Source organism: Aestuariimicrobium sp. G57, from assembly GCF_050110855.1.
Lineage (GTDB): Bacteria > Actinomycetota > Actinomycetes > Propionibacteriales > Propionibacteriaceae > Aestuariimicrobium.
This window is the reverse complement of sequence record NZ_JBNINW010000002.1, coordinates 162,229-186,655: the sequence shown is the minus strand read 5'-3', so window position 1 is coordinate 186,655 and position 24,427 is coordinate 162,229. Positions and strand designations below refer to the sequence as shown.

The following is a 24,427-nucleotide window of genomic DNA, read 5'->3' as shown; positions in this document are numbered from 1 at the left end:
CTCACGAATGAGTTCTTCCGGATCCCGTCGAGCGCTGACGACTGTGTTGACCGGCCAATTATCGGCTCGATGGTCGAGGTAACCAGCTCGTCCGCGAGTAGCCGCCGACGGGCCGTGTCCCATGCATCCCACTTCCGCTCTGCGGCTTCACGGCGCTGCACGGTGCCAACGGGAGGGGCGCCAGCCCCACAAACAAGCACCCAGCGGCACGCGCCCCGGAGAATTCCGGGGCGCGTGCCGTTGGGTGCTTGTTTGTGTCGTGAGGTCAGCGCCAGCCCAACCCCGGGGCCACCTCGGTCAGGATCGCCTCGATGACGTGCGCGTTGTATTCCACCCCGAGCTGGCTCGGCACCGTCAGCAGCAGCGTGTCGGCGGCGGCGATCGCCTCGTCCTCGCGCAACTGCTCGATCAGCTTGTCGGGTTCATCGGCATAGCTGCGTCCGAACACCGCGCGGGTGTTGTTGTCGATGTAGCCGATCTGGTCATTCTTCTCACGCCCGCCCAGGAAGTAGCGGCGGTCCATGTCATTGGTGATCGCGAAGATCGAGCGCGACACCGAGACCCGCGGCGTGAAGCCATGGTCGTGCTGGGCCCACTGGTCGTGGAAGGCGTCGATCTGCTTGCGCTGTTGCACGTGGAACGGCTCGCCCGACTCGTCGTTCTTGAGCGTCGACGACATCAGGTTCATGCCCTTGTCAGCGGCCCATCGCGCGGTGGCGTCCGAGCCCGCACCCCACCAGATGCGCTCGCGCAGCCCCTCTGCATAGGGCTCCAGGCGCAGCAGTCCCGGCGGGTTCGGGAACATCGGCCGCGGGTTCGGTTCGGCGAACTTCGTCCCCGTCAACAGTTCGAGCGCGACCTCGGTGTGGCGCCGCGCCATGTCGGCGTCCGTCTCACCCTCGGCCGGCGCGAACCCGAAGTGGCGCCACCCGTCGATGACCTGCTCCGGCGATCCCCGGCTGATGCCGAGCTGCAGTCGGCCCTCGGCGATCAGGTCGGCGGCCGCCGCGTCCTCGGCGAACGTGAACGGGTTCGAATAGCGCATGTCGATCACGCCCGTGCCGATCTCGATCGTGGACGTGCGTGCGCCCACGGCCGCCAGCAGCGGGAACGGCGAGCCGAGCTGGTGGGCGAAGTGGTGCACCCGGAAGTAGGCCCCATCGGCGCCGAGTTCTTCGGCGGCGACGGCCAGGTCGATGCTCTGCAGCAGCGTGTCCGAGGCCGAGCGCACGGCCGACTCGGGATGGTCCATCCAGTGCCCGAACGAGAGGAATCCGATCTTCTTCATCGTCCAACCCCCAGGTTGCTCATCATTTGCTCGAAGGGCACCACGTCGTCACCGAACCCCTTGGCGGGGGCAAGTCGTGGGGTGCCGTTGGCCTTGTGGGCAGGGCCGTTGCCCTCGTCCTGTGACCCTGCCTGGACGACGCCCGCGCCGCAGACCCGGCCCACGAGTTCGCGCGCGGCCCGGCGCACGCGGGCGGTCAGCTGCCCATCGGTGCCGCCGAAGTCGCCGGTGGCGGCGAAGATGCCGGTGCGCACGGGGTCGGCGCCCAGGTAGGCGAACAGCGGGCGCAGCGCATGGTCGATCATCAGTGAATGCCGCTCGGAACCACCGGTCGCGGCCAGCACCACCGGCTTGCCGACCAGCGCCTCGGGCTCGACGATGTCCATGAAGCTCTTGAACAATCCCGAGTACGACGCCGAGAAGGTCGGGGTGACGACCACCAGGGCATCCGCGGCGATGACAGCGTCGAGCACGTCCTGCAGTTCGGGGCCCGAGAAGCCCGTCATGAACGTGTCGACGATGGCGTGGGCATGGTCGCGGATGTCGACGATGCGCGTCTGGGCGCCGTAGCCCTCGTGTTCGAAGGCGGCCTTGATCTCGCGCTCGAGTTCTTCGGCCAGCATGCGGGTGGTCGACGGGTTGCGCAGACCCGCCTGCAGCAGCACGATCCTGCGGGTCACAGGTCGCTCCCTTCAATGGTCTGGTCGGCCAGGTCGTCGGCGCCCGCGTTGCCCTCTTCGGCGCGGGTGCCGGTGTACTTGTCCTGCTGGGGGGCGCGGAATTCGTCCTCAACCTTCGGGCCACCCGCCGCAGCCACGCGGGCAGCGTGGGTCGGGGCGTCGGGCACACCGGGCTTGCGGACCTTGTCGAACTCTTCGCGCAGCACGGGCACGACCTGGGTGCCCAGGATTTCCATCTGCTTCAGCACCTCGCTGAGTGGCAGGCCGGCGTGGTCGATCAGCCACAGCTGGCGCTGGTAGTCGCCCACGTAGTCGCGGAACTTCAGGTGGCGCTCGATGACCTGCTCGGGCGAGCCGACGGTCAGCGGGGTCTGCGCGGTGAATTCCTCAAGGCTGGGGCCACCGCCATAGACGGGGGCGTTGTCGAAGTAGGGGCGGAAGTCGCGCACGGCGTCCTGCGAGTTCTCGCGCATGAAGACCTGGCCGCCTAGGCCGACGATCGCCTGGTCATAGGAGCCGTGGCCGTAGTGCTCGTAGCGGCGGCGGTACAGATCGACCATGCGCTGGGTGTGGCTCGCCGGCCAGAAGATGTGGTTGTGGAAGAAGCCGTCGCCGTAATAGGCGGCCTGCTCGGCGATCTCTGGCGAGCGGATCGAGCCGTGCCACACGAACGGCGGGACCCCGTCGAGCGGGCGCGGCGTCGCGGTGAACTGGTGCAGCGGGGTGCGGAACTTGCCCTCCCAGTCGATGACGTCCTCACGCCACAGGCGGTGCAGCAGGTTGTAGTTCTCGACGGCCAGGCCGATGCCCTCGCGGATGTCCTTGCCGAACCACGGGTAGACGGGGCCGGTGTTGCCGCGGCCCATGGTCAGGTCCATGCGGCCGTCGACCAGGTGCTGCAGCAGGGCGTAGTCCTCAGCCAGGCGCACGGGGTCGTTGGTGGTGATCAGGGTGGTGGCGGTCGACAGGATCAGCTTCTCGGTCTGCGCGCCGATGTTGGCGAGCAGCACCGGCGGGTCGGCCGGGGCGATGAACGGCGGGTTGTGGTGCTCGCCGACGGCGAAGACGTCGAGGCCGACCTGTTCGGCATGCTTGGCGATGGTCACCAGAGTCTTGATGCGCTCGTGCTCACTGGGCGTCTTGCCGGTGGTCGGGTCGGTGGTTACGTCACCGATCGAGAAGACTCCGAACTGCATCGACGACATCGTGCTTTCCTTCCGCTGATGGCTAACTATGAATCTACTAGTTCCTAGCAGGTGTGTCAGCTACTATGAACATCATAGTTCGTCAGATCATTCCCTGGGTCCAGTGTGGACCCGGTGGTCGTCCAGCGGGGGAGGGGTGCGACATGAGCGAGGGGTCGCAGCAGATGCCGGCGTGCTCGCGCATCGAAGACGTGATGGGCGTGCTCGGACGCGCGTGGGCCGGGGCGGTGCTGCAGGCTGCGCTGGCGGGTGCCGAGCGGTTCAGCGACTTCAAGCGGGCGGTGCCGGGGGTCAGCGATGCGGTGCTGTCGACCCGGCTCAAAGAGCTGACCGAGCGCGGCTTCTTCGAGCGCGAGGTCGACCCGGGGCCGCCGACGGCGGTGCGCTACCGGCTCACCGAGACCGGGCGCCAGGTCGAGCCGGTGCTCAGCGCGGCGGTCGCGTTCGCCGCGGCGAACCCGGGTGCGGTGGGCTGAGCCCGGGGGCCAAAGGGCATCGTTGGTCGTATTCCCTTCAGCAACGCCGACACTCTTGTGGGCACCGTGACACCCCTTCAGCCACCCCGACACCCATGCGGGCACGCCGACACCTGTTGACGGGTGTCAGCGTGTACACAAGGGTGTCGGCGTGCGTTCGAGGGTGTCAGCGTGCGTTCGAGGGTGTCAGCGTGCACCAACCCGGGCGGGCCCGTTCAGCGGGTCCGGTGCGGGTGGTGTCCCACGCCTGGCGCTGTCCGAGATTGTCGCCCGACGGCAGATCTGCCTCATGGCGGGAACTTTGCCCTGCGGCGCCGCACGGCAAACCGTCCGCCGACAGGCAGATTGCCCCTGGATAGGCAGATCGCCCGTGGACAGGCCAGCTCGGCGTGCACCAGCCCTGCCCAGCCGGTGTTGTCCAGAACCCGGCAGGAATTCACCCGAACACCGGATCGGCGGCACTTCCGGGCAAGTCCGGCCGGGTTCTGGTCACGGGCTGCGGCAGGGGTCGGACGAGCAGACCGGGCAGGTGGGCACGCCGCCACCCCTTCCGCCACCCGCGGCACCTTTCTGTGGGCACGCCGACACCTGCCACGGATGCGGCGCACCACGATGGCCTCGTGGTGCCCTATCCCAGCGTCACCGCCGTGAACTGGGCCAGTTCGCCCGCCGCCACACTGATGCGTTCGGCCAGCTCAACCCCCGGACGCTCCGCCTGCCATTCATCGGCCGTCACGAACAGCGAGCTCGGCAGCACCACCGCCCGCTGGTAGCCCAGCATCGGCCGCACGGCCTGGTCGAGCACCAGCGTGTGCCTGGTCGTCCCACCGGTCGCCGCGATGCTGGTCGGCACCGAGCGCAGCGCGTTCGGCGGCAGCACATCCAGGAACGACTTCAACAACCCCGAGAATGATGCATTCACCGTCGGGGTGGCCACCACCAGCGCGTCGGCCCGCTGCACGGCCTCGACGGCCGTGACCAGTTCGGGTTCCCAGTGGTGCTCGACCAGCGCCCGCACCACCGCCGTGGCGACCCGACGCAGTTCGAGCACCTCGACCTCGGCGTCGAGCCCCGCCCTGCCCAGGGCCGCGGCCGTCCCCTCGGCGACCTCGCGCGCCAGCCGCGTCGTCCCCGAAGCCGGGCCGTGCCCGGCGCTCACGGCCACCACCCGGACGACGCGCGCGCCGACAGCCACCGCAGACGCGACGCCACCCGGCACCAGTTCAGCCTGCGCGCTCATCGGCCCGCCCGCTCGTCACGGCGCTGGCGCGGCGACGCGAACGCCCACCTGGCCACCACGTCGAGCGCGAACCCGATGGTGCCGATCACCAGGATCAGCGCGGTGATGTGGTGGTAGGCCAGTTGGTCCTTGGCGTTGAGCACCGCATAACCGAGTCCTGAGGTCACGCCCAGCATCTCGGCGGGCACCAGCACCACCCAGCCCAGGCCCATCGCCAGTCGCAGCCCGGCCAGCACATTCGGCCTGATCGCCGGCAGCACCACGTGGCGCACCACCTCGGCCCGGGACGCACCCAGGCTGCGCGCCACCTGGCGATGTGCTGGGCGCACGGCCCGCACACCGTCGGCGGTCGCCGTCAGGATCGGCCACACCGCGGCCGCCGCGACGAGCGCGACCACCGGCAGCCCGCCGACACCAAATGCGATCACGGCCACCGGCGCCCACGACAGCGGCGAGACCATCCGCAGGAACAACTGCACCGGCCGGGTGGCGCGGTCGAGCCAGCCGATGCTGCCGACGGCGATGCCGCCGACCACACCCACCACGAACGCGACCGCCAGCCCGGCGAGCAACCGGAACACCGACGAGGCCGCGGCGTCCACGAGCGAACCTGAGCGCCACAGTTCGGCCAGCCCGGTCAGCGTGAGCGTCGGCGAGAACCCCGTCACCAGCGGCCGCGACGCGAACAACACATCGGTCAACAGCCACCACAACCCGACGGCGGCGGCGACGCCCAGCACGGGCAGGGTCCAGCCAGGCAGTGCCACCGAGGGACGCCGTGGGCCGGTGACGACTGCAGCGGGTGCGGCGCCGGGTGCGGCGCCGGGTGCGGCGCCGATCGCGGACTGGTCAAGAGATTGCGCACTCATGAGCCGATCAACTCCTTGCGGGTGGCGATGGGTTTGCCCGCCTGCTGCAGTGACGTGGTGACGAACCGGGCATCGACGAGCTCGGCGTGGGCATCGGCGGCGTTGGCGGGCAGGAACCCGGTCTCGCCGTCGATCGTGGTGGTGCGCAGCTGGTCGACCAGCGCCTGGGTGTAGCTGGTGTGTGGATACGCGCTGAAGCCGAGGCGTTCGGGTGCCCAGTCGGGGTGCTGGATGACCTTGGCGTAGGGCGCCCGGGCACGGGTGAACACCTTCGAAACAGCAGGTTCGGGCTGGGGCAGGAAGCCGGCCCCGGTCAGCAGTGCGCCGGCCTCGCTGCGGTGGTCGTCGAGCCATGACTGGGCCGTGACCACGGCATTCGTGAGTGCCTGGACAGCCTGGGGGTGCCGGTCGACCAGGTCCTGGCGCACGGTGATGGCGCAGCAGGCGTGGTCGGCCCAGACATCCCCGAGAAAGCGGTGCACGTGGCCGATCTTCTGTTTCTCGGCGACCGCGCTGAACGGGTCGGCGACGGCGAACCCGGCGATGCTCTTGGCTGCCAGCCCGGCGACCATCTCGGCGGGGGCCATGAGCACCAGTTCGACGGTGCCCGGCCCGGCTGCTTCGCCGATGACCGGACGAAGCCCCGCCTCGCGCAACAACCGCTGGCTCAGCACCGAATGGACCGACCACCACGCCGGCATCGCCAACCGCCTGCCCGAGAGTTGTTCGGTGCTGGTGATGTCGTCGGACACCGTCAGCGTCGAGCCATTGGTGTGGCCCCAGGCCACCACCTTCAGCGGCACCTGCTTGCCGAGCCGCAGCTGCAGGGCCAGCGGCATCAACAGGTGCACGGCGTCGACGGCGCCGACCGACAGTGCCTGCGCGAGTGCGTCCCACGAGCGGAACAGCACCGGCTTGGCCGACGGCAGGCCGGCGGCGGCCAGCATCCCGCGCTGGTGGGCGACCAGCAGCGCCGAGGCGTCGGTGATGGGCAGGTAGCCGATGCGCAGTTCGCGGTCGAGCACGGCCGCATCGCGCACCAAGTGGGGTTCGGCGGCGAGCCAGGCGCCGCGCGCGCCGAGGGTGGTGAGTCCGGCGGCGGCGCCGACGCGGCCTGCGGTGCGCAGCAGTGAGCGGCGGTTGAGGTCAGCCATGGCGGTGTCCGGGGGTGTAGTGGGTGGTGGTGGCGAAACCCGAGAACTCCGCGTCGTCGGGCTCGTTGACGGACTCATCCGCGGTGCCCGCGTCGTAGCCGCGCCGCAGTTGCGCCCGCAGCGGGTGGGTCAGCGCCGCGGTGGCATCAGCGGCCGGGGCATGGTTCGTCCAACCGTGCAGGATGTGCCCGGTGCGACTGACCAGCACGATGTCGTCGGCGACCACCAGTGCCTCGTCCAGGTCGTGGGTGACCAGCACGGTGGTGAGCTGTTCGGTGAACGCAGTGGCGCGCAGCCACTGCTGCAGCTCGTGGCGGGTGGCCGGGTCGAGTGCGCTGAACGGTTCGTCGAGCAGCAGCAGCCCGGGCGAGATCGCCAGCGCCCGCGCCAGGGCCGTGCGCTGGGCCTGGCCGCCGCTGACCTCGTCGGGGTAGCGGTCGACGACGTCCTCGAGCTGCAGCAGGGTGACGATGCGCTCGACCTCGGTGGCGCCGCCCGCAACCAGGTCGTGATTGGCGCGAAACCGCAGGCCGAGCTCAATGTTCTCGCGGACGGTCAGCCACTCGAACAGGTCGGGGTTCTGGCCCACGACCCCCTCGCGCGGCTTGGCATCGCCGTCGAACGTCACGGTGCCGGCCAGGGGCGCCAGCTCGCGGGTCAGCAGCTTGAGCAGCGTCGACTTGCCCGCGCCCGAGGGCCCGAGCACGGCGAGCTGCCGCCCCCGGACGATCTCGAGCGACAGGTCGTGCAGCACCGGCCGGCCGGCGTATCCGGCATCGACACCGGTCAGGCGAGCGAGGACAGTTCCCACCGCAGGTGTCCTTCCGAGGGTGACTGCACGGGCAGGAATGCGGCCTCGCGGAAGCGCCGGTTGGCGCCTGACGAGACCAGGTAGCCACGACCGCCGGCCAGCGTCAGCTCAAGGCGGGTGACCTGCTGGGCCAGGTGGCTGGCGTCGAGACGCAGCTGCAGCAGCTCGCGCACGGGGGCGGCGGTGACGTCGGCTGCCAGCCGCTGCCAGCGGTCGAAGAACTCGCCGACCTGGTCGCCCAGCTCGCGGGCCTCGGCACCGAACACCGAGTTCTCGGACCGGTCGAGTGCCGGCTCGAGCTCGGCCCACGACCGTTGGATCAGCCCCGCCGCGAACGAGGTCTGCAGCACCAGGAAGCTCGGCTTCACGGCACGGACGAACCCCGCCAGGTCAGTGCTGAGCACCTGGTGGGCGCCGATGCGCACACCCTCGAGCTTCAGCGTGCCCGAGGCGGTGGCATCGAGGGCCAGCAGCCCGTCAATGTGCCGCGGGGCCAAGCCATCGTCCCCGTGGCGCACCCACACGACCAGCCCGCCGCCGTCGGGCGTGCGGGCCGGCAGCACCAGCACGGCGCCGGGCACCTGGTTGCTGATCCAGGTGACCTGGCCGTCGAGTGTCCAGCCGCCGTCGGTGGTGGGGGTGGCGGTGATGCCCAGGTCGCCGAGCCCCGCGAGCGACTTCAGCGCCTGGGCCATGCCGGTGGCACCGACGACCTCACCGCGGCGCAGGTCCGCGAGCAGGGTGGTGGTCTCAGCGCTCGCCGGGTGCGCCGGGTCGAGCGTGCCACGGGCCAGGTAGTCGACCACCACGCGGTGGGCCCACACGGCGAAGCCCGTCGACAGGCATTCGCCGGCCAGTGCGGCGATCGTCTGGGCGCTGGCGCGCAGGTCGGACGACTCTGGGCGGGCCGCCAACAGGTCGTCGACGCCCTGGTCGAGCAGGCCGGCCTCGCCCAGGTCGCGCAGTTTCGGGGCGACGGGCGTCCCGAGGCTGTCGACATCGCGGGCGTCGGCGGCGAGCTGGCGCAGTGCGTGGCTGAGCGCGGGCGAGGTGAGCGCGGGGCTGGGGGCGGCGACGGCTGTCATGCGGATTCCTCGGCGAGCTGGATCTGGGTGAGCTGGTGCAGCCGGTCGATCGGGGTGCTGACGACGGCGCGGGCGCGTTCGATGGCGGCCTCGTCCGGGCCGTTGTAGAAGCACAGGCACTTCGCCATGTCTTCACGCACGTAGGTGCGCAGGAAGTCGACCTCGGGCACATTCGCGTACAGCGGGGTCTTCTCGGCCTTGCGGGTCAGGTAGGTGTCCATGTCGATGTGGCTCGGGATGTCCCACTCGACCAGGTAGCCGGCCTCGGGACGGGCGGCCTTGATGTCGTCGAGGTCGGCGCCGACCAGCCGCACCAGGGCGGGCTCGGTGGCGACCTCGGCGTCGAGGCCCTCGAGCAGCGCGGCGACGGTGTCGGTGGTGTCGGCCTCGATGATCGCGAAGATGCGCGACTGCTCGGCGGTGACCTGGGCCTCGATGAGCTGGGCATCGTGGGCCCGGGCGCGGTTGTCGAGGTCGGTCAGCGTGGCCAGGGCGTCGGGCTGGGTGGCGGCGGGGACGATCTCGACGAGGAACAGGTTGGACATGGTGGTGCTCTCTTTCAGGGTGTGTGGTGGTACCCGGCGTGGGTGTGGTTGCCCCCGGGTACGGCGAAGCGGCCCCAACGCAGGTGTGGGGTCGTTCGGGTGTGCGGGGGCATGCTGGCGCGAGGTCGCGTCAGCGGCTCAGGGATGCGCGGGCAGTCGTCGTCCGGGTGCGTGGAGCCGGGGACGGGAGTGCGCTCAGCGCGGGGTGTGCCCGCTCAGCGGGGGCAACAGGGGGCGTGCTGCATCTTGCCGGCGCGGCCGATGCTCGCAGCGGACAGGGCCAGGGTCGCGTTCTGCGACTGGAAAACCTGCATCATGATGTGAACCCTTCTGGACGTCCCGCAAGAAGCGGGCGTGGCACAGAAGCTACGCGAGGCGGTGGCGCGCCGTGAAGGGGTGGTCCAGAGCCTGAGAAATCTGGGTCGCGGGAATAATCCGGGGGTGGGGTGGGGTTCGCGGGCAGGGCTGGCTCAGCCGCCCATGGGGGCACACTGACACTCAGGGCACGCTGACACTCAGGGGCGCGCTGACACCCTTGTGAGCACGCTGACACCCGTACGCGGGTGTCGAGGTGCATCCAAAGGTGTCGGCGTGATCATCCGATGTGGATCGGCCCCCGCGCCCGTCTGCGGCATCGAAACCTGCACACGTGACCTGGGTGCCATGAATGCGCCTTGTCCCGGGCGAACGAACTGCGGACGAGGCACTGGTGCCACTTGTGCAAGATGTGGGGCTTGTCACGCCGGCCCCAACCCCACATCCGGTCCGCGGAGGGGGCTGAGGAGCTCCAGTCGGCCTCGTCCACGGGCCCTACCGCCATGCAGGGGCACGCTGACACCCTTGTGAGCACGCTGACACCTGCACACGGGTGTCGAGGTGTCTCGAAAGGTGTCGGCGCGCACATCCGATGGGGATCGGCCCCCCGGGCTCAGGCAGCCGCGGCCCGACGTGGGGCGAGCAGCTCGCAGCGGGTCGCCATCTCGTTGAGCATGGGGACGATGGCCTCGGTGGTCTCCGGGGCCGGGGTGAAGACCCCGTCGGCCACGCTCTTCATCGCGAACGGGATGGCCACGTGCTGGGTCACGACAGACATCTGCAGGGCGAGCAGTGTCTCTTTGAGGTGCGAGGCGGCGCGCAGGCCGGCCGAGACGCCGCCATAGCTGACCAGGCCGACCGGCTTGTTGGCCCATTCGGCGCTCAGGTAGTCGAGGGCGTTCTTCAGCGGTGCCGAGAAGCTGTGGTTGTATTCGTTGATCACCATGACGAACGCATCGCAGCTGCCGACGAGGGCGGCCCAGTTCTTCGTGTGCTCGTGCTGGTAGTTGCCCATGCGCGGGTGGAATGGCTCGTCGAAGAACGGCAGGTTGATCTCGGCCAGATCGAGCGTCTTGACCTCGAAGGCGCCGTGCTCTGCCGCCGCTTGCGCGACCCACTCGCCGATGGGCAGGCCGATGCGGCCGGGGCGGGTGCTGGCGATGATGACGCCGACGACAGGCTTCGTTGAAGATTCACTCATGGTGCCAGTCTTCCACTGGCGCAGGAGTGGTCACGTGCGTGCTCGCTCAGGCGGGCAGTGTGTAGGCCAGCTCGTAGTGGTGCACCCCGGCATCGTCGATCTCGAGGTCGAGTTGGCCGCGCAGGCCAGCGAGCTCACCGGTGCCGGAGCCGTTGACGACCTGGTAGTGCAGGATCTCGTTGCCGTCGTCGAGGTCGCCAAACTGCTGCAGCAAGAACGTGCCACCGCGTCCATGGACGGTGCCCTCGATGACCTCGATCGCGACATAACCGGCGTGGCCGGTCTCGGGGTCGCCGCCGGCAAGCATGACGCCCGTGCCGGTGCCGGTGATGTCGCCCGACCAGGACTTGGTGAGCCCGAAGCGGGCGACCTGGCCATTGACGACCATCTTCGGGGCCGACATCTCGATGGTGAACGTTCCCGTGGCAGTGGTCTGCATGGCCGTCACGTTACCCGCGTGCGTCGGGTCGGGACGCCGCTTCGAGCCGATCCCGGACAACCGCGGGTGGGGGGTTGGTGATGGCAATGCCGTCGAACACCACGGTCGGCACCACCTCGTTGCCCGCATTGACGCTGCGGACGAACTCGGCGGCCTGCGGGTCCTGCCAGATGTTGACCCACTGCGCGTCGTCGGCCAGGCTGCCAAGGGACGAGCGCAGCTGCGCGCAATACTGGCAGCCGGGGCGCCAGTAGACGACGACGGGACGATCCTGGTCGGCCATGGACATGTCCTCCTGGGTGGCGAATGCTCAGGGCCAGCTTTTCACGGTCTGGCCAACCGGGTCACGTTCGGTCTAGCCCGCCGGCCAGTAGGTGTTTGGGTCGAGCCGCGAGCCGAAGATGGCCTGGCCCACCCGCACGCAGGTGGCGCCGTGCTCGATCGCCAGTTCGAAGTCGCCGGACATGCCCATCGACAGCTCGTCCCAGCCCCCGCCGTCGGCATCGCGCAGCTCGCGCTGGGTCTGCTGCATCACTTCGAAGCATGCGCGGATGCGGTCGTGGTCGTCGGTGAACAGCGCCAGCGTCATCAGCCCGCGCACGTCGAGGGAGTCGAACGCGGCAATCTTGCGGGTGAACGTCAGCACCTCGGCGGAGGGCAGACCGAACTTCTGCGGTTCGTCGGACGAGTTCACCTGCACCAGCACCTGCAGGCGACGGCCCGCGGCCTGCAGGCGCTTGTCGAGCTCGGCGGCCAGCTTGAGTGACGACAGCGCCTGGAACTCGGTGGCGAACTCGGCGACGAGCTTTGCCTTGTTGGTCTGCAGGTGGCCGATGACGGCCCATTCGATGTCGGTTTCGGCGAGTTCGAGCCACTTGGCGTGGGCCTCCTGGGCCTTGTTCTCACCGAAGCGGCGGTAGCCTGCGGCGCGGGCCTCGAGGATGTCAGCCGGTGGCTTGGTCTTGCTGACCGGCAGCAGACGCACCTCGCCGGCATCACGCCCGACGCGGGCGGCGGCATCGGCGATGCGGCGTTCGACCGCGGCGAGGTTCTGGGCGATGGTGCTGGTCATGTGTCATGACTACCACGCCGGCCGGGCGGGACGTCACTCGATGCGGGGGCGTCGGCGGTGGTGGTGGCCAGAACCCGAGTGACCTGACGCGTGTGACCTGAACGCGTGTGACCTGAACGCGTGTGACCTGAACCCGGCCGGAGTTCGCCAAATGCGCCTGTGGCGGGCGGAATTGGCGAACTCCTGCCGGGTTCTGGACGGCCGAGCACAGCCCCGCGTCGCCAGGCGAGGGGGCGCCAGAGGAGGGGCGGGCTCCGCGGAGGCCGAGTGGGGCGGGAACTTGCACAAGTGGCAGGGGTGCCGCTTCTGCAAGCGATTCGGCCGCTGCGGGCTGCTTTCGTGGCGCTGGTGTCACGAGTGCAAGTTTTGGCTCGGGGCGCCGCCCGGAACCGGCGGCACCGACGGGCTCGACAAGGCGGACGCTCGTGCGGTGGCGGCTGGTCCAATCGTGTGACCAGAACCCGGCCGGAGTCGGCCGGAAGCGTCTGTGGCGGGCGGTCTTCGTGAACTCTGGCCGGGTTCTGGACAGCGTCCAGGCGTGTGACCAGAACACGGCTGGAGTCGGCCGGAAGCGTCTGTGGCGGGCGGTCTTCGTGAACTCTGGCCGGGTTCTGGACACGCATACCCGAACAGCCCCAGCCCAGCCGAGCCAGCCCAGCCCCAGCCCCAGCCCAGCCCCCGGGTCAGCCCTCGCGCATCGCCAGGAAGGCATCCACGAACTGGGCCACGCCGTCCTCCAGGTGGTGGGGCAGCACCAGCTTGGCGACGTCCTTGACCTCCTGGCGGGCGTTGTCCATCGCCATGGGCCAGCCGATGCTCGACAGCCAGCGCACGTCGTTGCCGCCGTCGCCGGCACCGGCCACCGTCTCCGGGTCGATGCCCAGGTGCTCGAGCAGGTAGTGCACACCGTCCTCCTTGTCCGAATGCGGCCCCGTGACCTCGCAGGCCTCATCCAGTGACAGCGACGTGTTCGGCGTCAGTGCCTGCACCTTGGGGAAGAACTGCGCCATGCGCTCGGCCGAGGTGCCCGGCATCAGCTTCAACATCGTGCCCGGGTCGACATCGCGCAGGTCGGTGATGATCGGCTGCATGCCCTCGTTGGCCGCGGGCAGGAAGTTCAGCAGCCAGTCGTCGCCCTCGGCACCCTGCTGCAGCAGGATCGCGTCGTCGGTGAACGCCGAGCACGGCACCTGTTCGGCATGGCACAGCTCGATGACCTGCCGCGCCAGGTCGGCCGGCACGGGGTCGCGGCGCAGCACCTCGCCGGTGGCGATGTCGGCGTTCAGCGCACCATTGGCGGCGCTCGTCCAACCATGCAGCCCCGCATCGTGCAGCGCCTTCGCGCAGGCATACGGGTGGCGCCCCGAGACGATGATCAGCTTGATGCCGGCCTGGTCGAGCTTGCGCAGCGCGTCGAGGCTGGCCGGGCTCACCTGGTGGTCGGCATCGGTGAGCGTGCCGTCGACGTCGAAGCACAGGGTGGTGACAGTGGCCATCTCGGCGGGGATCTGCATGGCACCTGATCCTAGGGGCTGCGGACGACGTGTGGCCCGGCGACCACAGCTGCTGTCGCGCCCACCGCCGGGGTTTGCTCGTGTGAGCGCAACTCAGAGCTCGTCGTCGAGGTCTGTGCGGTCCTGGGTGACCTCGACGCCCAGCGTGTCGACGCCCTTCCAGACCCGGTCGACCAGCCACGCCGGCAGCGTGATGCCGAACCCCACCGCCAGCGGCGCGAGCACCCACAGCGGCAGGCAGACCAGCACCGCGAACACCGCCGCCAGCGCGCGCACCGGGTGGGTGATGATCCGGCGCATGGTGACGTCCATGACCTGGTTGCGGGTGGCGGCGTAGGGCAGGGTGCCGGCCGCGTGGGTGTAGTTGACCAGCAGCAGCGCCATGATGCAGTACAGGAACAGCGCCCCGGCCAGCAGCCCCCACCTGGTGCTGCCCTCGAAATAGGCCCACGACGTGAAGGCCGTGAACAGGCCCAGGAAGATCAGCACCACCGACAGCAGGCTCATCATCCAGTCGCGTTTCAGGGTGCGCCTGACCTGGCGCAGCACCACCTTGTGGGCAACCTCAGCCTGGGTGTCCAGGTCGTCCATCACCCGCGTCGCGCCGGCCCACGCCGGCAATGCCGTGATGATGCCCATCGTGCACGCGAAGGCGACGACATTGGCAGCGGCCTGGCCAGTGCTGGCCCGCAAGATTCCCACGCGGTGATGCTACCGGGCGGCCGCACGCCGCCGCCCGGCCGCCCCGCCGCACGCTCGTCGTCAGGCCAGCAGCCGGATGCCCGTCAGCCCACTCGCGATCTCGGCCGGCCCTCCCCAGGTCGTGCCGTTGTTCCAATAGGCCCACAGCGTGCCGTCGGCGCGCAGCGAGACCAGGTCGCGGCGCCGGTCGTTGTTGATGTCGCCGGGTGAGGTCACCAGCCCCATCGACTGCCAGTTGCGGCCCACCTGGGCCACACCGGTGATGCGCCCGTCGCCGAACGCGTAGCGCAGCAGCGCCCCCGCCTCGGTCACGGCGAGCAGGTCGGGCACGCCGTCGCCACTGAAGTCGTCGGCGCTGGTGGTGAGCCGGATGCCGTCCCAGTTCTTGCCGATCACCCGCACGTCACCCAGGAACCCGCTGCCGCCGGTGAACGAGTAGCGCACCAGCAGCCCGTCGCCATTGCGGGCGACCAGGTCGGGACGACCATCGCCGGTGATGTCGTTGAGCACCGTCATCAGCGACATCGACCCCCAGCCGCGGCCGACCTGCTGGGCATCGCCGAACCGGCCCTCACCCACGCCGGCATAGGCCCACAGCGTGCCGTCGGCGCGCAGCCCGACCAGGTCGGTGCGGCCATCGCCGTCCATGTCGGGCACCAGCGAGAGCCAGCGGAAGTTGCCCCAGCCCTGCCCGACCGGTGTCGGCGCCGAGACGGTGGTGCCGAGCGTGGCATACAACTGCAGCGTGCCGTCGGTGTGCACGGCCAGCACATCAGGGGTGCCATCGGAATTGAGGTCGCCGAACTGGTTCACCTCGCCATAGCTGCACGCGCCACCTGCAGGCGCCGCGCAGACCCAGTACTGGCCAGAGGCGGTCTGCGAGGTGGTCGCGGTGACCAGGGCGTACAGTGCCGTGCCGGGCGCGGTCACCGTCAGCTCGTTGCAGGTCGCACCCGACCCGGACGCGCACGGCGCCGACGTGCCCAGCAATGACCCGCTCGGCGCGTAGAGCTTCAGCGTCAGGCCACGCCCCAGGCTGTCAGCCAGGTTGGTCGTCGAGAAGGTGTAGCGCTGGCCCGCCGTCGTCGCGACCCGGAACACATCGACATCAGTGCCCTCATGGGCATACGCGCCCGGCAGGCCGTACAGGCTCTGGGTGCTCCACCGGCCCAGGGCCAGCGGCGAGGCCGTGTTGAGTGAGTTGTTCGGCTCACTCGACGGGTCCCATGACATGTCCGCCGGGGCCGGCAGCACCCGCAGGCTGTAGTTGCCCGTGCGCCCCAGTGGGTGGCGCACCCGGACGAAGCGCTTCTGGCCGGCGCTGGCGTTGACCTCGAGCCTGGCCACCGTCAATCCCGAGCCGACGCAGCTTTCACCCGTCTTCGACTGCGCCTGGTTGTAACCGACGACGCAGGCACCGTCGAGCGCGGCCGAGGCGTTGTACAGCTCGACCGTGTACGTGCCCGTGGCGGGGGCGGTGAACGTGAACATGTCGAGGTCGCTGCTGCTCGACAGGGCGCCCGTGCGGCCGGTCAGGTCGACCGCCACAGGGGTCGCCGTGGCGAAGGAGTTGTTCGGTTCCGGGTCGCTGGCGTGCGCGGTGGCAGCGGGCAGCAGCGCCACCAGCAATGCCGTCGTAGCGACGACAGCCGCGGCTCGTGAGGGGATGGAGGATGATCTGCGGGGGAAGAAGCGCATGCCCCACACGGTAGAACATGCCTCTGACAAGTCCCACCCACGACGACCGGGGCGCCCCCGTGGGAGCGCCCCGGACTCAACCAGCGCTTGAGACTCGAACCCGGCCGACCAGCCCTCAGTCGAGCTGGCGGGCAGCACCCTTGTCAGCCGACTGGGCAAACTTCGCGAAGATCTTCAACGCATCCGAGACGTGGCGCTCCCGGTTCGCGGGCTTCCAGCCCTGCTGCTCCTGGTGGGCGCGTCGGGCGGCGAGTTCGTCATCGGCGACGTCCAGGTGGATCCGGCGGTCGGGGATCGAGATCTCGATCATGTCGCCGTCCTTGACCAGGCCGATGGTGCCACCGGATGCCGCCTCGGGCGAGATGTGCCCCAGCGACAGGCCCGACGAGCCGCCCGAGAAGCGGCCGTCGGTGATCAGTGCACACTTCGGGCCGAGCCCGACACCCTTCAGGTAGGAAGTGGGGTACAGCATCTCCTGCATGCCGGGGCCACCCTTCGGCCCCTCGTAGCGCACGACCACGACGTCACCGGCAACGATCCTGCCGCCCAGGATCATCTCGACAGCTTCGTCCTGGCTCTCGGCCACCTTCGCCGGGCCACGGAAGACCCACTGTTCTTCGGGCACACCCGCGGTCTTGACGATGCAGCCGTCCTCGGCGAGGTTGCCGTACAGCACGGCCAGGCCGCCGTCCTTGGTGTAGGCATGCTCGACCGACCGGATGCAGCCGTTCTCGGCATCGGTGTCCAGGCTTTCCCAGCGGTTCGTCGACGAGAACGCCTCGGTGGTGCGCACCCCGCCGGGGGCGGCGTACCAGAGGTCCATGGCCTGCTCGTCAGCGGTGCCGCTGCGCAGGTCCCACGTCTGCATCCACGACGCGAGCGTGGACGAGTGCACCGCATGCACCGACTCGTCGAGCAGGCCGCCGCGGTACAGCTCACCCATGATGGCCGGGATGCCGCCCGCGCGGTGCACGTCCTCCATGTAGTAGTTGTGCGTGTTCGGGGCCACCTTGCAGACGCAGGGGGTGTGGCGGCTCAGCCGGTCGATGTCGGGCTGGGTGAAGTCGACCCCAGCCTCGTGGGCGGCGGCCAGCAGGTGCAGCACGGTGTTCGTCGACCCGCCCATGGCGATGTCCACGGTCATGGCGTTCTCGAAGGCCGACTTGGTGGCGATCGAGCGCGGCAGCACCGACTCGTCGTCCTCGTCGTAATAGCGCTTGGCCAGGTCGACGACCAGTCGCCCGGCATTCAGGAACAGGTCGCGACGCTTCGACGCGGTGGCCAACGTCGAGCCGTTGCCGGGCAGCGACAGGCCGAGCACCTCGGTGAGGCAGTTCATCGAGTTGGCGGTGAACATGCCTGAGCACGAGCCACAGGTGGGGCAGGCCGATTCTTCGATGAGCGAGATGGTCTCGTCCGACACGTTCTGGTCGACGGCGCTGACCATGGCGTCGATCAGGTCGAGGCGGGTCTTCGCGGTGCCGTTGGTGGGGTCGATGACCGCGGTGCCGGCCTCCATGGGGCCGCCCGAGACGAACACCGTGGGGATGTTGAGCCGCAGCGCCGCCAGCAGGTGGCCCGGGGTGATCTTGTCGCAGTTGCTGATGCAGACCAGCGCGTCGGCCTGGTGGGCATTGACCATGTACTCGATCGAATCGGCGATGACCTCGCGGCTCGGCAGCGAGTACAGCATGCCCGAATGGCCCATCGCGATGCCGTCGTCCACGGCAATGGTGTTGAACTCCTTGGCCACACCGCCCGCCTCGTGCACGGCGCCGGCGACCAGCTGGCCCATGTCCTTCAGGTGCACGTGGCCCGGCACGAACTGCGTGAACGAATTGGCCACCGCCACAATCGGCTTCCCGAAATCCGACTCGGCGGTGCCGGTGGCGCGCCACAGCGCGCGGGCACCGGCCATGTTGCGGCCGTGAGTGGTGGTGCGGGACCGAAGTGCTGGCATTGAGCTGTATTCCTTCCTGGGGGCGCCGACGGTGACCGACGACCGGCAACAGTCTAGGTCGCAGCGTGGACGACGCCCGTCGCGCGTCGACATGCGACCCTGCCGCGGTGCGGGGCGGGCGACCCGGACGCGCGGCCGCCTAGGATGAACCCGACCGCGGCGGCGTCGAATGGGGGCGGAGGGGATGATGACGGCCATCTGGCACTTCATCGGCCTGGTGTTCGCATCTGCCGGCGACGTGATGCTGCTTCGTCCGCCCGCCGAACTGTTGCAGGGCGACGAGGTGCGCTGGGGTGTTGCCATCGCGGTGGTCGTGGTCTCGGCCATTTCGGGGCTGGTCGGCAAGGCCGGGTTCCTGGCGATCAACCGCGTGCGCGGGTTCGGCTGGGTGCTGACATTGCTGCTCGTCAGCCTGCAGACGCTGGTGGGTCTGGTGTTCCAGGGGCTGGTGCTGTGGGCGGCGGCGTGGGCCATCGTGAACGAGCCGCCCGACGTCGGTGTGGTCGTCAAGGTCGTGATGTTGTCGACGGCCCCGCTGTGGTTCTCGTTCTTCGGGGTGATGCCCTATCTCGGCACCCTGGTCGAGCGGGTGTTGTGGGCCTGGACGCTGGTGACGCTGTGGGCCCTGATGGACCACCTTTTGCCCAGTACCGCACCCTGGCTGGTGCTGGTGGTCGTGGCCGTCGGCTGGTTGGTCGCCCGGCTGGCCACGATGCTGCTGGGTGCGCCATTGCAGTGGGTGCGCCGCACGGTCTGGCATGCGGTGATGCGGCGGCCGTTGCAGCCGAGCGCCCGGGTGCTGCTGGATGCCGCCAGCCCGCAGGTGCTCGCCCAGCACCATGCCCCGCCCACCCAGGCCGTCGACGCCGGGTCGGTGCTGCATTCTGTGCCCGCAAGGTCGTCCCGGGGTGGTCGCTGATGGTGCAGGTCGTGCAGTCGCTGTTCGTGCTGGTGCTCGCGGTGGTCGTGATCGCCTGGGTGCTCTCGCCCCTGGAATCGCTTGCCTGGTGGACCGCCCGTGGTGAGAAGCAGAGCGCGAAGGCCGCCCTCGAATACGAGGCCGCCATGGAACAGCCCCTCGGCGACGAGCGGGTGCGGCGGGTCTTCGTCGTCTACTACTCCGGCATCGCGGCGTTCGACGATGACTTCCTGGCCCGGGCCGAACGGCCGATCCTGCGCCGGCTCGAGCAGCATTTTCCCGAGATCACCGTCATCGAGGAGCTCTATCCATACGCCGTTGAGAACCGGGGGCTGGTCGATGACAGGCGTTCGTCCCCGTTCTGGCGGTGGGTGGTCAAGGGGCAGAAGTCGAAGCGCTGGTCGCCGCTGTTCACCACAGTGCTGAACCTGCGCAACATCTACCAGGTGCTGGTCTCGGCCGACCCGCGCTATGGCCCGGTGTATTCGGCCGGCATCGCGCAGGTGGCGTGGACGCGGCTGGCCCGCAACGGCTACATCCCCGGGCTGGACGAGGTCATCCTGCTCGGCTGGAGCGGCGGCGCCCAGATCGCCGCCGGTGCCGCGTGGTACCTGGGGTCGGCGGGTGCCCGGGTGACGCTGGTCTCGCTGGGCGGGATCTTCACCAGCGACCCCGGTCTCGAGCGCTGCCAGCGGATCATCCACCTGACGGGCTCGAAGGACTGGCAGTCGCGGCAGATGGCGCCGATGGTGTTCCCCGGACGACGCTCGTGGGTGAAGCGCTCGGCCTGGAACCGCGCCAGGGCCGAGGGACGGGTGACCGAGCAGGTGATCGGGCCGTTCAAGCATGTGGGGCGCGGGTCGTACCTGTCGGCAACCAGGCTGGCGGACGGGCGGACGTATTCGGAAGCCACCTCGGATGCCCTGGCCGAGGCGCTGGAGCAGGCGGGCTTGTTGGTGCGGCAGGACTGAGCGGCTCCGTGTGCCGGACGACCTCAGATCCGGCTGCGTACTTCGCGCAGCAGGTCAGCGGGCGCCAGGTACATCGAGGGGTAGTCACCCTGCCAGAGCTGGTTGCCGTCCGCGTCAATCAGGACGAAGCCATGACCGGGCAGGCCGGCGTGCATGCCCTTGCCGATGGTGTTGTACGCCTTGGACACCGTGCCATCGTCGAGCAGGTAGGGCGTCGAGACACCGAACCGGGCAAGGTCGGGCTGGATCTCGGCGGCAGTGTTCATCACGATGGGCAGCACCACGATCCCCGAGGCTGCGAACTCCGGATCCTGTTCAATCAGGGCCATCTGTTGGGTGCACGAGGCGCAGCCGGCCCCCTCGTTGAAGTACAGCACGACAGGCTTGCCGCGGAAGTCCGACAGTGACACCTTCGTGCCCGCGGTCGTGGTGAGGGTGAAGTCCGGGGCCCTCCCGGAAGCGCTGCCTGAGGTGGGACGGGCGCTCCACAACCCGAACGCGACCACACCGGCGATCAGGAGCGCAGCCAGCACCGTGCCCGCCCGGAACAAGCGTCGTCGACGGGTCTGCGTGGCGGCTGCCCTGGCCCGCTGTTCATGCAGCTGTTGGCGTCGACCAGTCGTGGGATGCTGGCTCGGGGGATGGTGGCTGGTGGGCATGGTCATGACCTCGACTCTTCGGGCTCGGTGGCGGATGCATCGTCGGTGGCTGCTTCGTGGCAGTCCGCGGTCCCGGTGGCAGCCATCCAGTTCGTTGTCGCAGCAACGCGGCGGGTCGCGCGCCGCCTGTCGTGCAGGGTGAACCAGACCAGTCCGCCCGCGAGTGCCAACAGACCGAGGCCGAGCAGGGGGTCGGGCACGGGTGCCAGCCAGGTCAGGATCGCCTGGGCCGCGTCCGTGACCCAGTCGCCTGCAGCCTGCTGCACGGCGTTGCCCGAACCGGTCATGTTCGGTGAATCCGCCAGCGTGATGACCCACACGCCCATGACGACGAAGGCGATGGCCACCGCCAGGTTGAGGGTGTTCGTGCGCAGGGTGCGTCCCAGCACCGTCGGGCGCAGTGGCCGGGCTCTGATCCAGGTGCGCTCACCCAGGCGTGCGGCGTCCCACACCAGCGCCATGAGGAACAGGGGGATCACCATGCCGAAGACAAACGCAACTCCCAGCACGAGGCCGCCGATGGGGCTGCCCGACAGCGCCGAGAGTGTCATGACGCCCATCAGCACGGGTGCGCAGCAACTCGAGGCGATGCCCGAGAACACACCGAGGCTGAAGAACGTCGCTGAGTCGCTGCGGGTGGTGTCCGGGGCGCGCAGGGACGAGGGCATCGACCACATCTTTCCCGAGATGGCGAGCACCGCCAGGCCGATCATCAGCAGTCCCCCGGCCCAGTAGAGCACCGCGTGGTATTTCGCGATCGCGCCGGCGATCAGGCTGACGCCCAGCGTGATGGGTACGAGCACCAGCGCCAGCCCGGCCGCGAAGACGAACGTCAGGGGAAGCAGTCGCCACCGGTTGTTCTTGGCGGCAGCGGCCAGGTAGGACGGCGCCAGGAACACGATGCAGCAGGGGGCGAAGAGCGCCACCATGCCGGCAAAGAAGGCGGCCAGGATGCTGCCCGTGGCCAACAGCTCGGAGCCCATCAGGCACCCTGCCGCTCAGGGATCGCCCTGTCGAGCCTTCGGACGGGCAGTCGGCCGGCGCTGAAGAACTGCCCGTCCACCAGGGTGAGGGGGAACATCGCCGGACGATGCTGCGCGAGCAGTTGCTGGCCCCGTGGTGAGGTGGCCGGCAGCACCTCGAGGGTGATCTGCCCCCGCGCCTGCCTGGCGAAAAGTTCCTCATGCGCCGCGTCGCAGAAGTGGCAGGCCGTCGTCGTCACGAGCACGACATGTGGCAGGTCGGGGATGGTCCGGTGGAATGGGTCAACGGGCTGGCTGCTGGTCACGCTGTTCATGGTTTCCGACCGAGATCGGGCAGGCGTCAAGTCATGGTCAAGGCCCGGTCAAGACTGGGCAACAAGTGATCGCGGGTCACCGATGATGCTGGCGCCCCGGATGCGCTCGTTGACAGCTGGTCGGCTGGCATTGCCCTGAAGGTGGTGCAGTGCCGGTTGGCTAGCGACTGTGCCTTGAGTGGCCTGTTTCCGACGAGCGATTCATGAAGAACATCATCGCCGCCATGATGATCATGCAGAGCACAGGAAAGACCAGGGCCGAAAGACTGGCCGACCCCGTGGGGATCAGGTAGCCGACGATCAGGAACATCGGCAGGCACATGAGCACGTGCATCCAGTGGTTACCGTGGCGTGTGTGTCCCGTGCCCGCAGCATCCCGCTCGGGCAGCCGCGTCGAGGCGTACGGATCCGCCGCGAACCGGTCGTACTGCTCGTCAGTGACGCCGGTGACGGGGTCGCGGTCCTGGGTGCTCATGGAAGTCTCCTCACCTGGTAGTGGCTGTGTCCCCAGCCTGCCCGCCGTTTGTCGATCCGACATCGGCGGCAGGTCAAGAACGCCTCAAACCTTGGTGCTTCAGGCGCTCAGGCCACGTACTTCAAGGCGATCATCATCCCGGCCTCGGCGTGGTAGATGTTGTGGCAGTGCACGGCCCAATCGCCGACATTGTCCGCATCCAGGTCGATGGCCATTGACTGCATCGGCGCCAGCAGCACTGTGTCCTTGCGCAGGCCGGACGGCAGGGCAAATGTGTGCCCATGCAGGTGCAACGGGTGGGTCATCATGGTCATGTTCATGACATTGAGGCGCAGCCGCTGGCCGGACTTGACTGTCAGGGGCTTGTTCTCGCCGAACTTGGCGCCGTTCATGCCCCACTGGTACGGCTTCATCGAGCCCTCGAGCGTGAGCTGCTCCGTGGCGTCCACCCCCTTGCCCGGCAGCCGTGCGGAGTCCGCGGGTTGCAGCTGCGAGCCCATGAGCACCTCGCCCGAGAGCTCTGCAGGGCTGACATCGCGGCCCGGTGCCTGGCCGGCCCCGGTCTTGACCAGGGCCAGGGCCTGACCCCCGTCCATCTTGCCGAAAGGCCGTGCCACCAGCGGGAACACCCCGTCACCCAGGGTGACAACCGCGTCGAAGCGTTCACCCATGCCGATGTAGAAGGCGCCGACCTCTTGTGACACGACCGGGAACCCGTCGGTGTGGGTGAGCGTCATGCGGTGACCGCCGAGCGCCACGGTGAAGATGGTGTCGGACGCTGCATTGATGATCCTCAGCCGAATCCGCTGGCCCGGCTTGGCGGTGAAGACCTCGGGGGCGTCCGGCACTCGTCCATTGATGAGGAAGTGCGGGTAGGTGACGTCGCCGGCGTCACCCCACGGCTGCGTGCCCCCCATGCCGTGGGAACCGTGGTCCATGCCGCCCATGCTTGGGCCGGTGCCGCCATCGGCAATCAGCTTGGCCAGTACCCCGTCGGGGGTCTGCCCGGTGCCGTCCAGCCAGTCGTCGAGTACGACGACCCACTCGGCGTCGTACTTTCCCGGCTCCTGGGGGTCATCGATGATGAGGGGGGCGTACAGCGCCCGGTCAAGTTGTACGCCCACATGGGGATGGAAGAAGTAGGTGCCGGGGTCGGGGGCGGTGAACTCATAGACATGTTTGCCTCCGGAGGGGACGGGGTCCTGGGTCATCCCGGGCACGCCATCGGCGGTGTTGTTCAGCCGGATGCCGTGCCAGTGGATGGAGGTGTCTGCAGGGAGCTGGTTGTCGAGGGTGATGCGCAGGAAATCGCCGGCAGTGGCACGCAGCACGGCCCCGGGGGCGCTGTCGCCGTACGCCCACGTCGCATAGCGCGGCCCGCCAAGGTCGACGGTCACCGGCTTCGCGACGACGGTCTTCTGCACCAGCTTCTGTCCAGCGCTCGGTGTCGCGGGGGCGGGTGTGACAGGGCTGGTTGCAGAGTTGTCACTGCAGCCGGCGAGGGCGGCGCTGCCGACCCCCAGTCCGGCGACCAGCAGGTGGCGGCGGGTGAGCAAGTTCATGTATCGCCTTTCGGTCGGTGGGGGTGAAGGCCGGCCGGTCGCTGCCTGTCAGCAGGCCGCCGGCGCCGAGCAGGACGGCGATCCAGAGCGCGGCTACGCCCATGAGCAGTAGCAGCAACAAGCCCCAGCCCATGTATTGCCCTCCTCCGGCAGGGCGCCGGCAGTCGCAAACCGTCCGGCGTGACGTGTCGAGTGTGCTGGCGCAGCACGAAGGAAACGTCCTCGTTGGGTCAAGGTTTGGCCAAGATGACCCTGTCGTCCGGGCCGGGGCGGCGCAGTGCTGACCCGCT

Annotated in this window: 26 protein-coding genes; 4 read left to right on the top strand and 22 right to left on the bottom strand. The window is 69.1% G+C overall.

All coding sequences use genetic code 11. The annotated features are described in order from the left end of the window. Nucleotides 1-265: 265 nt before the first annotated feature. From ACQCX5_RS04915 to ACQCX5_RS04905, 3 genes are read right to left on the bottom strand one after another with little or no spacing between them, the layout of a single operon-like run. Complete coding sequence (locus ACQCX5_RS04915; RefSeq protein ID WP_434540897.1) at nt 266-1,288, bottom strand: LLM class flavin-dependent oxidoreductase; 1,023 nt, start codon at nt 1,286-1,288, stop codon at nt 266-268. Then, nucleotides 1,285-1,968: a CE1759 family FMN reductase gene (locus ACQCX5_RS04910; RefSeq protein WP_434540896.1), complete on the bottom strand. Its 684-nt coding sequence runs from the start codon at nt 1,966-1,968 to the stop codon at nt 1,285-1,287. Before ACQCX5_RS04910 ends, ACQCX5_RS04915 begins: the two co-directional genes overlap by 4 nt. Beyond that, nucleotides 1,965-3,173, bottom strand: coding sequence for an LLM class flavin-dependent oxidoreductase (locus tag ACQCX5_RS04905; protein WP_434540895.1), 1,209 nt, complete (start codon nt 3,171-3,173; stop codon nt 1,965-1,967). The genes ACQCX5_RS04910 and ACQCX5_RS04905 overlap by 4 nt, the downstream gene beginning before the upstream one ends. 143 nt (nt 3,174-3,316) lie before the next feature. Here ACQCX5_RS04905 and ACQCX5_RS04900 point away from each other — a divergent pair, with 143 nt between their 5' ends. After that, nucleotides 3,317-3,649, top strand: a complete 333-nt coding sequence (locus ACQCX5_RS04900) for a winged helix-turn-helix transcriptional regulator (protein ID WP_434540894.1) — start codon at nt 3,317-3,319, stop codon at nt 3,647-3,649. Nucleotides 3,650-4,277: 628 nt separating this feature from the next. On the opposite strand, the gene ACQCX5_RS04895 is transcribed toward ACQCX5_RS04900, so the two are convergent. The 14 genes from ACQCX5_RS04895 to ilvD form a co-directional block, all read right to left on the bottom strand. Further along, the gene (locus tag ACQCX5_RS04895) at nt 4,278-4,889 is read right to left on the bottom strand and encodes an NAD(P)H-dependent oxidoreductase (RefSeq protein ID WP_434540893.1); all 612 of its coding nucleotides are present in this window, start codon (nt 4,887-4,889) and stop codon (nt 4,278-4,280) included. Beyond that, nucleotides 4,886-5,758: an ABC transporter permease gene (locus ACQCX5_RS04890; RefSeq protein ID WP_434540892.1), complete on the bottom strand. Its 873-nt coding sequence runs from the start codon at nt 5,756-5,758 to the stop codon at nt 4,886-4,888. The genes ACQCX5_RS04895 and ACQCX5_RS04890 overlap by 4 nt, the downstream gene beginning before the upstream one ends. Then, nucleotides 5,755-6,912, bottom strand: coding sequence for an ABC transporter substrate-binding protein (locus ACQCX5_RS04885; RefSeq protein ID WP_434540891.1), 1,158 nt, complete (start codon nt 6,910-6,912; stop codon nt 5,755-5,757). The genes ACQCX5_RS04890 and ACQCX5_RS04885 overlap by 4 nt, the downstream gene beginning before the upstream one ends. Continuing rightward, entirely contained in the window at nt 6,905-7,723 is an 819-nt protein-coding gene (locus ACQCX5_RS04880; RefSeq protein ID WP_434540890.1) for an ATP-binding cassette domain-containing protein, read from the bottom strand. The genes ACQCX5_RS04885 and ACQCX5_RS04880 overlap by 8 nt, the downstream gene beginning before the upstream one ends. Continuing rightward, entirely contained in the window at nt 7,699-8,808 is a 1,110-nt protein-coding gene (locus ACQCX5_RS04875; RefSeq protein ID WP_434540889.1) for a hypothetical protein, read from the bottom strand. Before ACQCX5_RS04875 ends, ACQCX5_RS04880 begins: the two co-directional genes overlap by 25 nt. Further along, complete coding sequence (locus tag ACQCX5_RS04870) at nt 8,805-9,353, bottom strand: DUF4242 domain-containing protein (protein ID WP_434540888.1); 549 nt, start codon at nt 9,351-9,353, stop codon at nt 8,805-8,807. The genes ACQCX5_RS04875 and ACQCX5_RS04870 overlap by 4 nt, the downstream gene beginning before the upstream one ends. A gap of 928 nt (nt 9,354-10,281) precedes the next feature. Beyond that, entirely contained in the window at nt 10,282-10,869 is a 588-nt protein-coding gene (locus ACQCX5_RS04865; RefSeq protein ID WP_434540887.1) for an NADPH-dependent FMN reductase, read from the bottom strand. A 46-nt stretch (nt 10,870-10,915) separates the two neighbouring features. Beyond that, the gene (locus ACQCX5_RS04860) at nt 10,916-11,308 is read right to left on the bottom strand and encodes a DUF3224 domain-containing protein (RefSeq protein WP_434540886.1); all 393 of its coding nucleotides are present in this window, start codon (nt 11,306-11,308) and stop codon (nt 10,916-10,918) included. Nucleotides 11,309-11,318: 10 nt separating this feature from the next. Beyond that, nucleotides 11,319-11,591 carry a glutaredoxin domain-containing protein gene (locus ACQCX5_RS04855; protein ID WP_434540885.1) on the bottom strand — a complete coding sequence of 91 codons (273 nt, stop codon included), beginning with the start codon at nt 11,589-11,591 and terminating at the stop codon, nt 11,319-11,321. A 72-nt stretch (nt 11,592-11,663) separates the two neighbouring features. Next, nucleotides 11,664-12,380, bottom strand: a complete 717-nt coding sequence (locus ACQCX5_RS04850) for a YggS family pyridoxal phosphate-dependent enzyme (protein ID WP_434540884.1) — start codon at nt 12,378-12,380, stop codon at nt 11,664-11,666. A 683-nt stretch (nt 12,381-13,063) separates the two neighbouring features. Beyond that, nucleotides 13,064-13,894, bottom strand: a complete 831-nt coding sequence (locus tag ACQCX5_RS04845; RefSeq protein ID WP_434540883.1) for an HAD family hydrolase — start codon at nt 13,892-13,894, stop codon at nt 13,064-13,066. 93 nt (nt 13,895-13,987) lie between these two features. After that, the gene (locus ACQCX5_RS04840) at nt 13,988-14,596 is read right to left on the bottom strand and encodes a hypothetical protein (protein ID WP_434540882.1); all 609 of its coding nucleotides are present in this window, start codon (nt 14,594-14,596) and stop codon (nt 13,988-13,990) included. 60 nt (nt 14,597-14,656) lie between these two features. After that, a complete protein-coding gene (locus ACQCX5_RS04835) occupies nt 14,657-16,294 on the bottom strand; it encodes an FG-GAP repeat domain-containing protein (protein ID WP_434540881.1) in 1,638 nt (545 codons plus the stop codon). A 115-nt stretch (nt 16,295-16,409) separates the two neighbouring features. After that, the gene (gene ilvD / locus ACQCX5_RS04830) at nt 16,410-18,254 is read right to left on the bottom strand and encodes a dihydroxy-acid dehydratase (protein ID WP_434540880.1); all 1,845 of its coding nucleotides are present in this window, start codon (nt 18,252-18,254) and stop codon (nt 16,410-16,412) included. A 187-nt stretch (nt 18,255-18,441) separates the two neighbouring features. Between ilvD and ACQCX5_RS04825 the strand changes: the two genes are divergently transcribed. After that, a complete protein-coding gene (locus tag ACQCX5_RS04825; protein WP_434540879.1) occupies nt 18,442-19,173 on the top strand; it encodes a hypothetical protein in 732 nt (243 codons plus the stop codon). Next, nucleotides 19,173-20,144: a hypothetical protein gene (locus tag ACQCX5_RS04820; protein WP_434540878.1), complete on the top strand. Its 972-nt coding sequence runs from the start codon at nt 19,173-19,175 to the stop codon at nt 20,142-20,144. Before ACQCX5_RS04825 ends, ACQCX5_RS04820 begins: the two co-directional genes overlap by 1 nt. 23 nt (nt 20,145-20,167) lie before the next feature. On the opposite strand, the gene ACQCX5_RS04815 is transcribed toward ACQCX5_RS04820, so the two are convergent. The 5 genes from ACQCX5_RS04815 to ACQCX5_RS04795 form a co-directional block, all read right to left on the bottom strand. Next, nucleotides 20,168-20,809, bottom strand: coding sequence for a peroxiredoxin family protein (locus ACQCX5_RS04815; protein ID WP_434540877.1), 642 nt, complete (start codon nt 20,807-20,809; stop codon nt 20,168-20,170). Beyond that, nucleotides 20,806-21,786 (bottom strand): cytochrome c biogenesis CcdA family protein, encoded by a 981-nt coding sequence (locus ACQCX5_RS04810; protein ID WP_434540876.1) that lies wholly within the window; start codon nt 21,784-21,786, stop codon nt 20,806-20,808. The genes ACQCX5_RS04815 and ACQCX5_RS04810 overlap by 4 nt, the downstream gene beginning before the upstream one ends. After that, entirely contained in the window at nt 21,786-22,091 is a 306-nt protein-coding gene (locus ACQCX5_RS04805; protein WP_434540875.1) for a glutaredoxin, read from the bottom strand. The genes ACQCX5_RS04810 and ACQCX5_RS04805 overlap by 1 nt, the downstream gene beginning before the upstream one ends. Nucleotides 22,092-22,260: 169 nt before the next feature. Then, nucleotides 22,261-22,575 carry a hypothetical protein gene (locus ACQCX5_RS04800; protein ID WP_434540874.1) on the bottom strand — a complete coding sequence of 105 codons (315 nt, stop codon included), beginning with the start codon at nt 22,573-22,575 and terminating at the stop codon, nt 22,261-22,263. A 107-nt stretch (nt 22,576-22,682) separates the two neighbouring features. Then, complete coding sequence (locus ACQCX5_RS04795; RefSeq protein ID WP_434540873.1) at nt 22,683-24,137, bottom strand: multicopper oxidase family protein; 1,455 nt, start codon at nt 24,135-24,137, stop codon at nt 22,683-22,685. Between ACQCX5_RS04795 and ACQCX5_RS04790 the strand changes: the two genes are divergently transcribed. Further along, nucleotides 24,124-24,249 (top strand): hypothetical protein, encoded by a 126-nt coding sequence (locus ACQCX5_RS04790; protein WP_434540872.1) that lies wholly within the window; start codon nt 24,124-24,126, stop codon nt 24,247-24,249. The two genes, ACQCX5_RS04795 and ACQCX5_RS04790, sit on opposite strands and share 14 nt — an antisense overlap. Nucleotides 24,250-24,427: the final 178 nt, after the last annotated feature.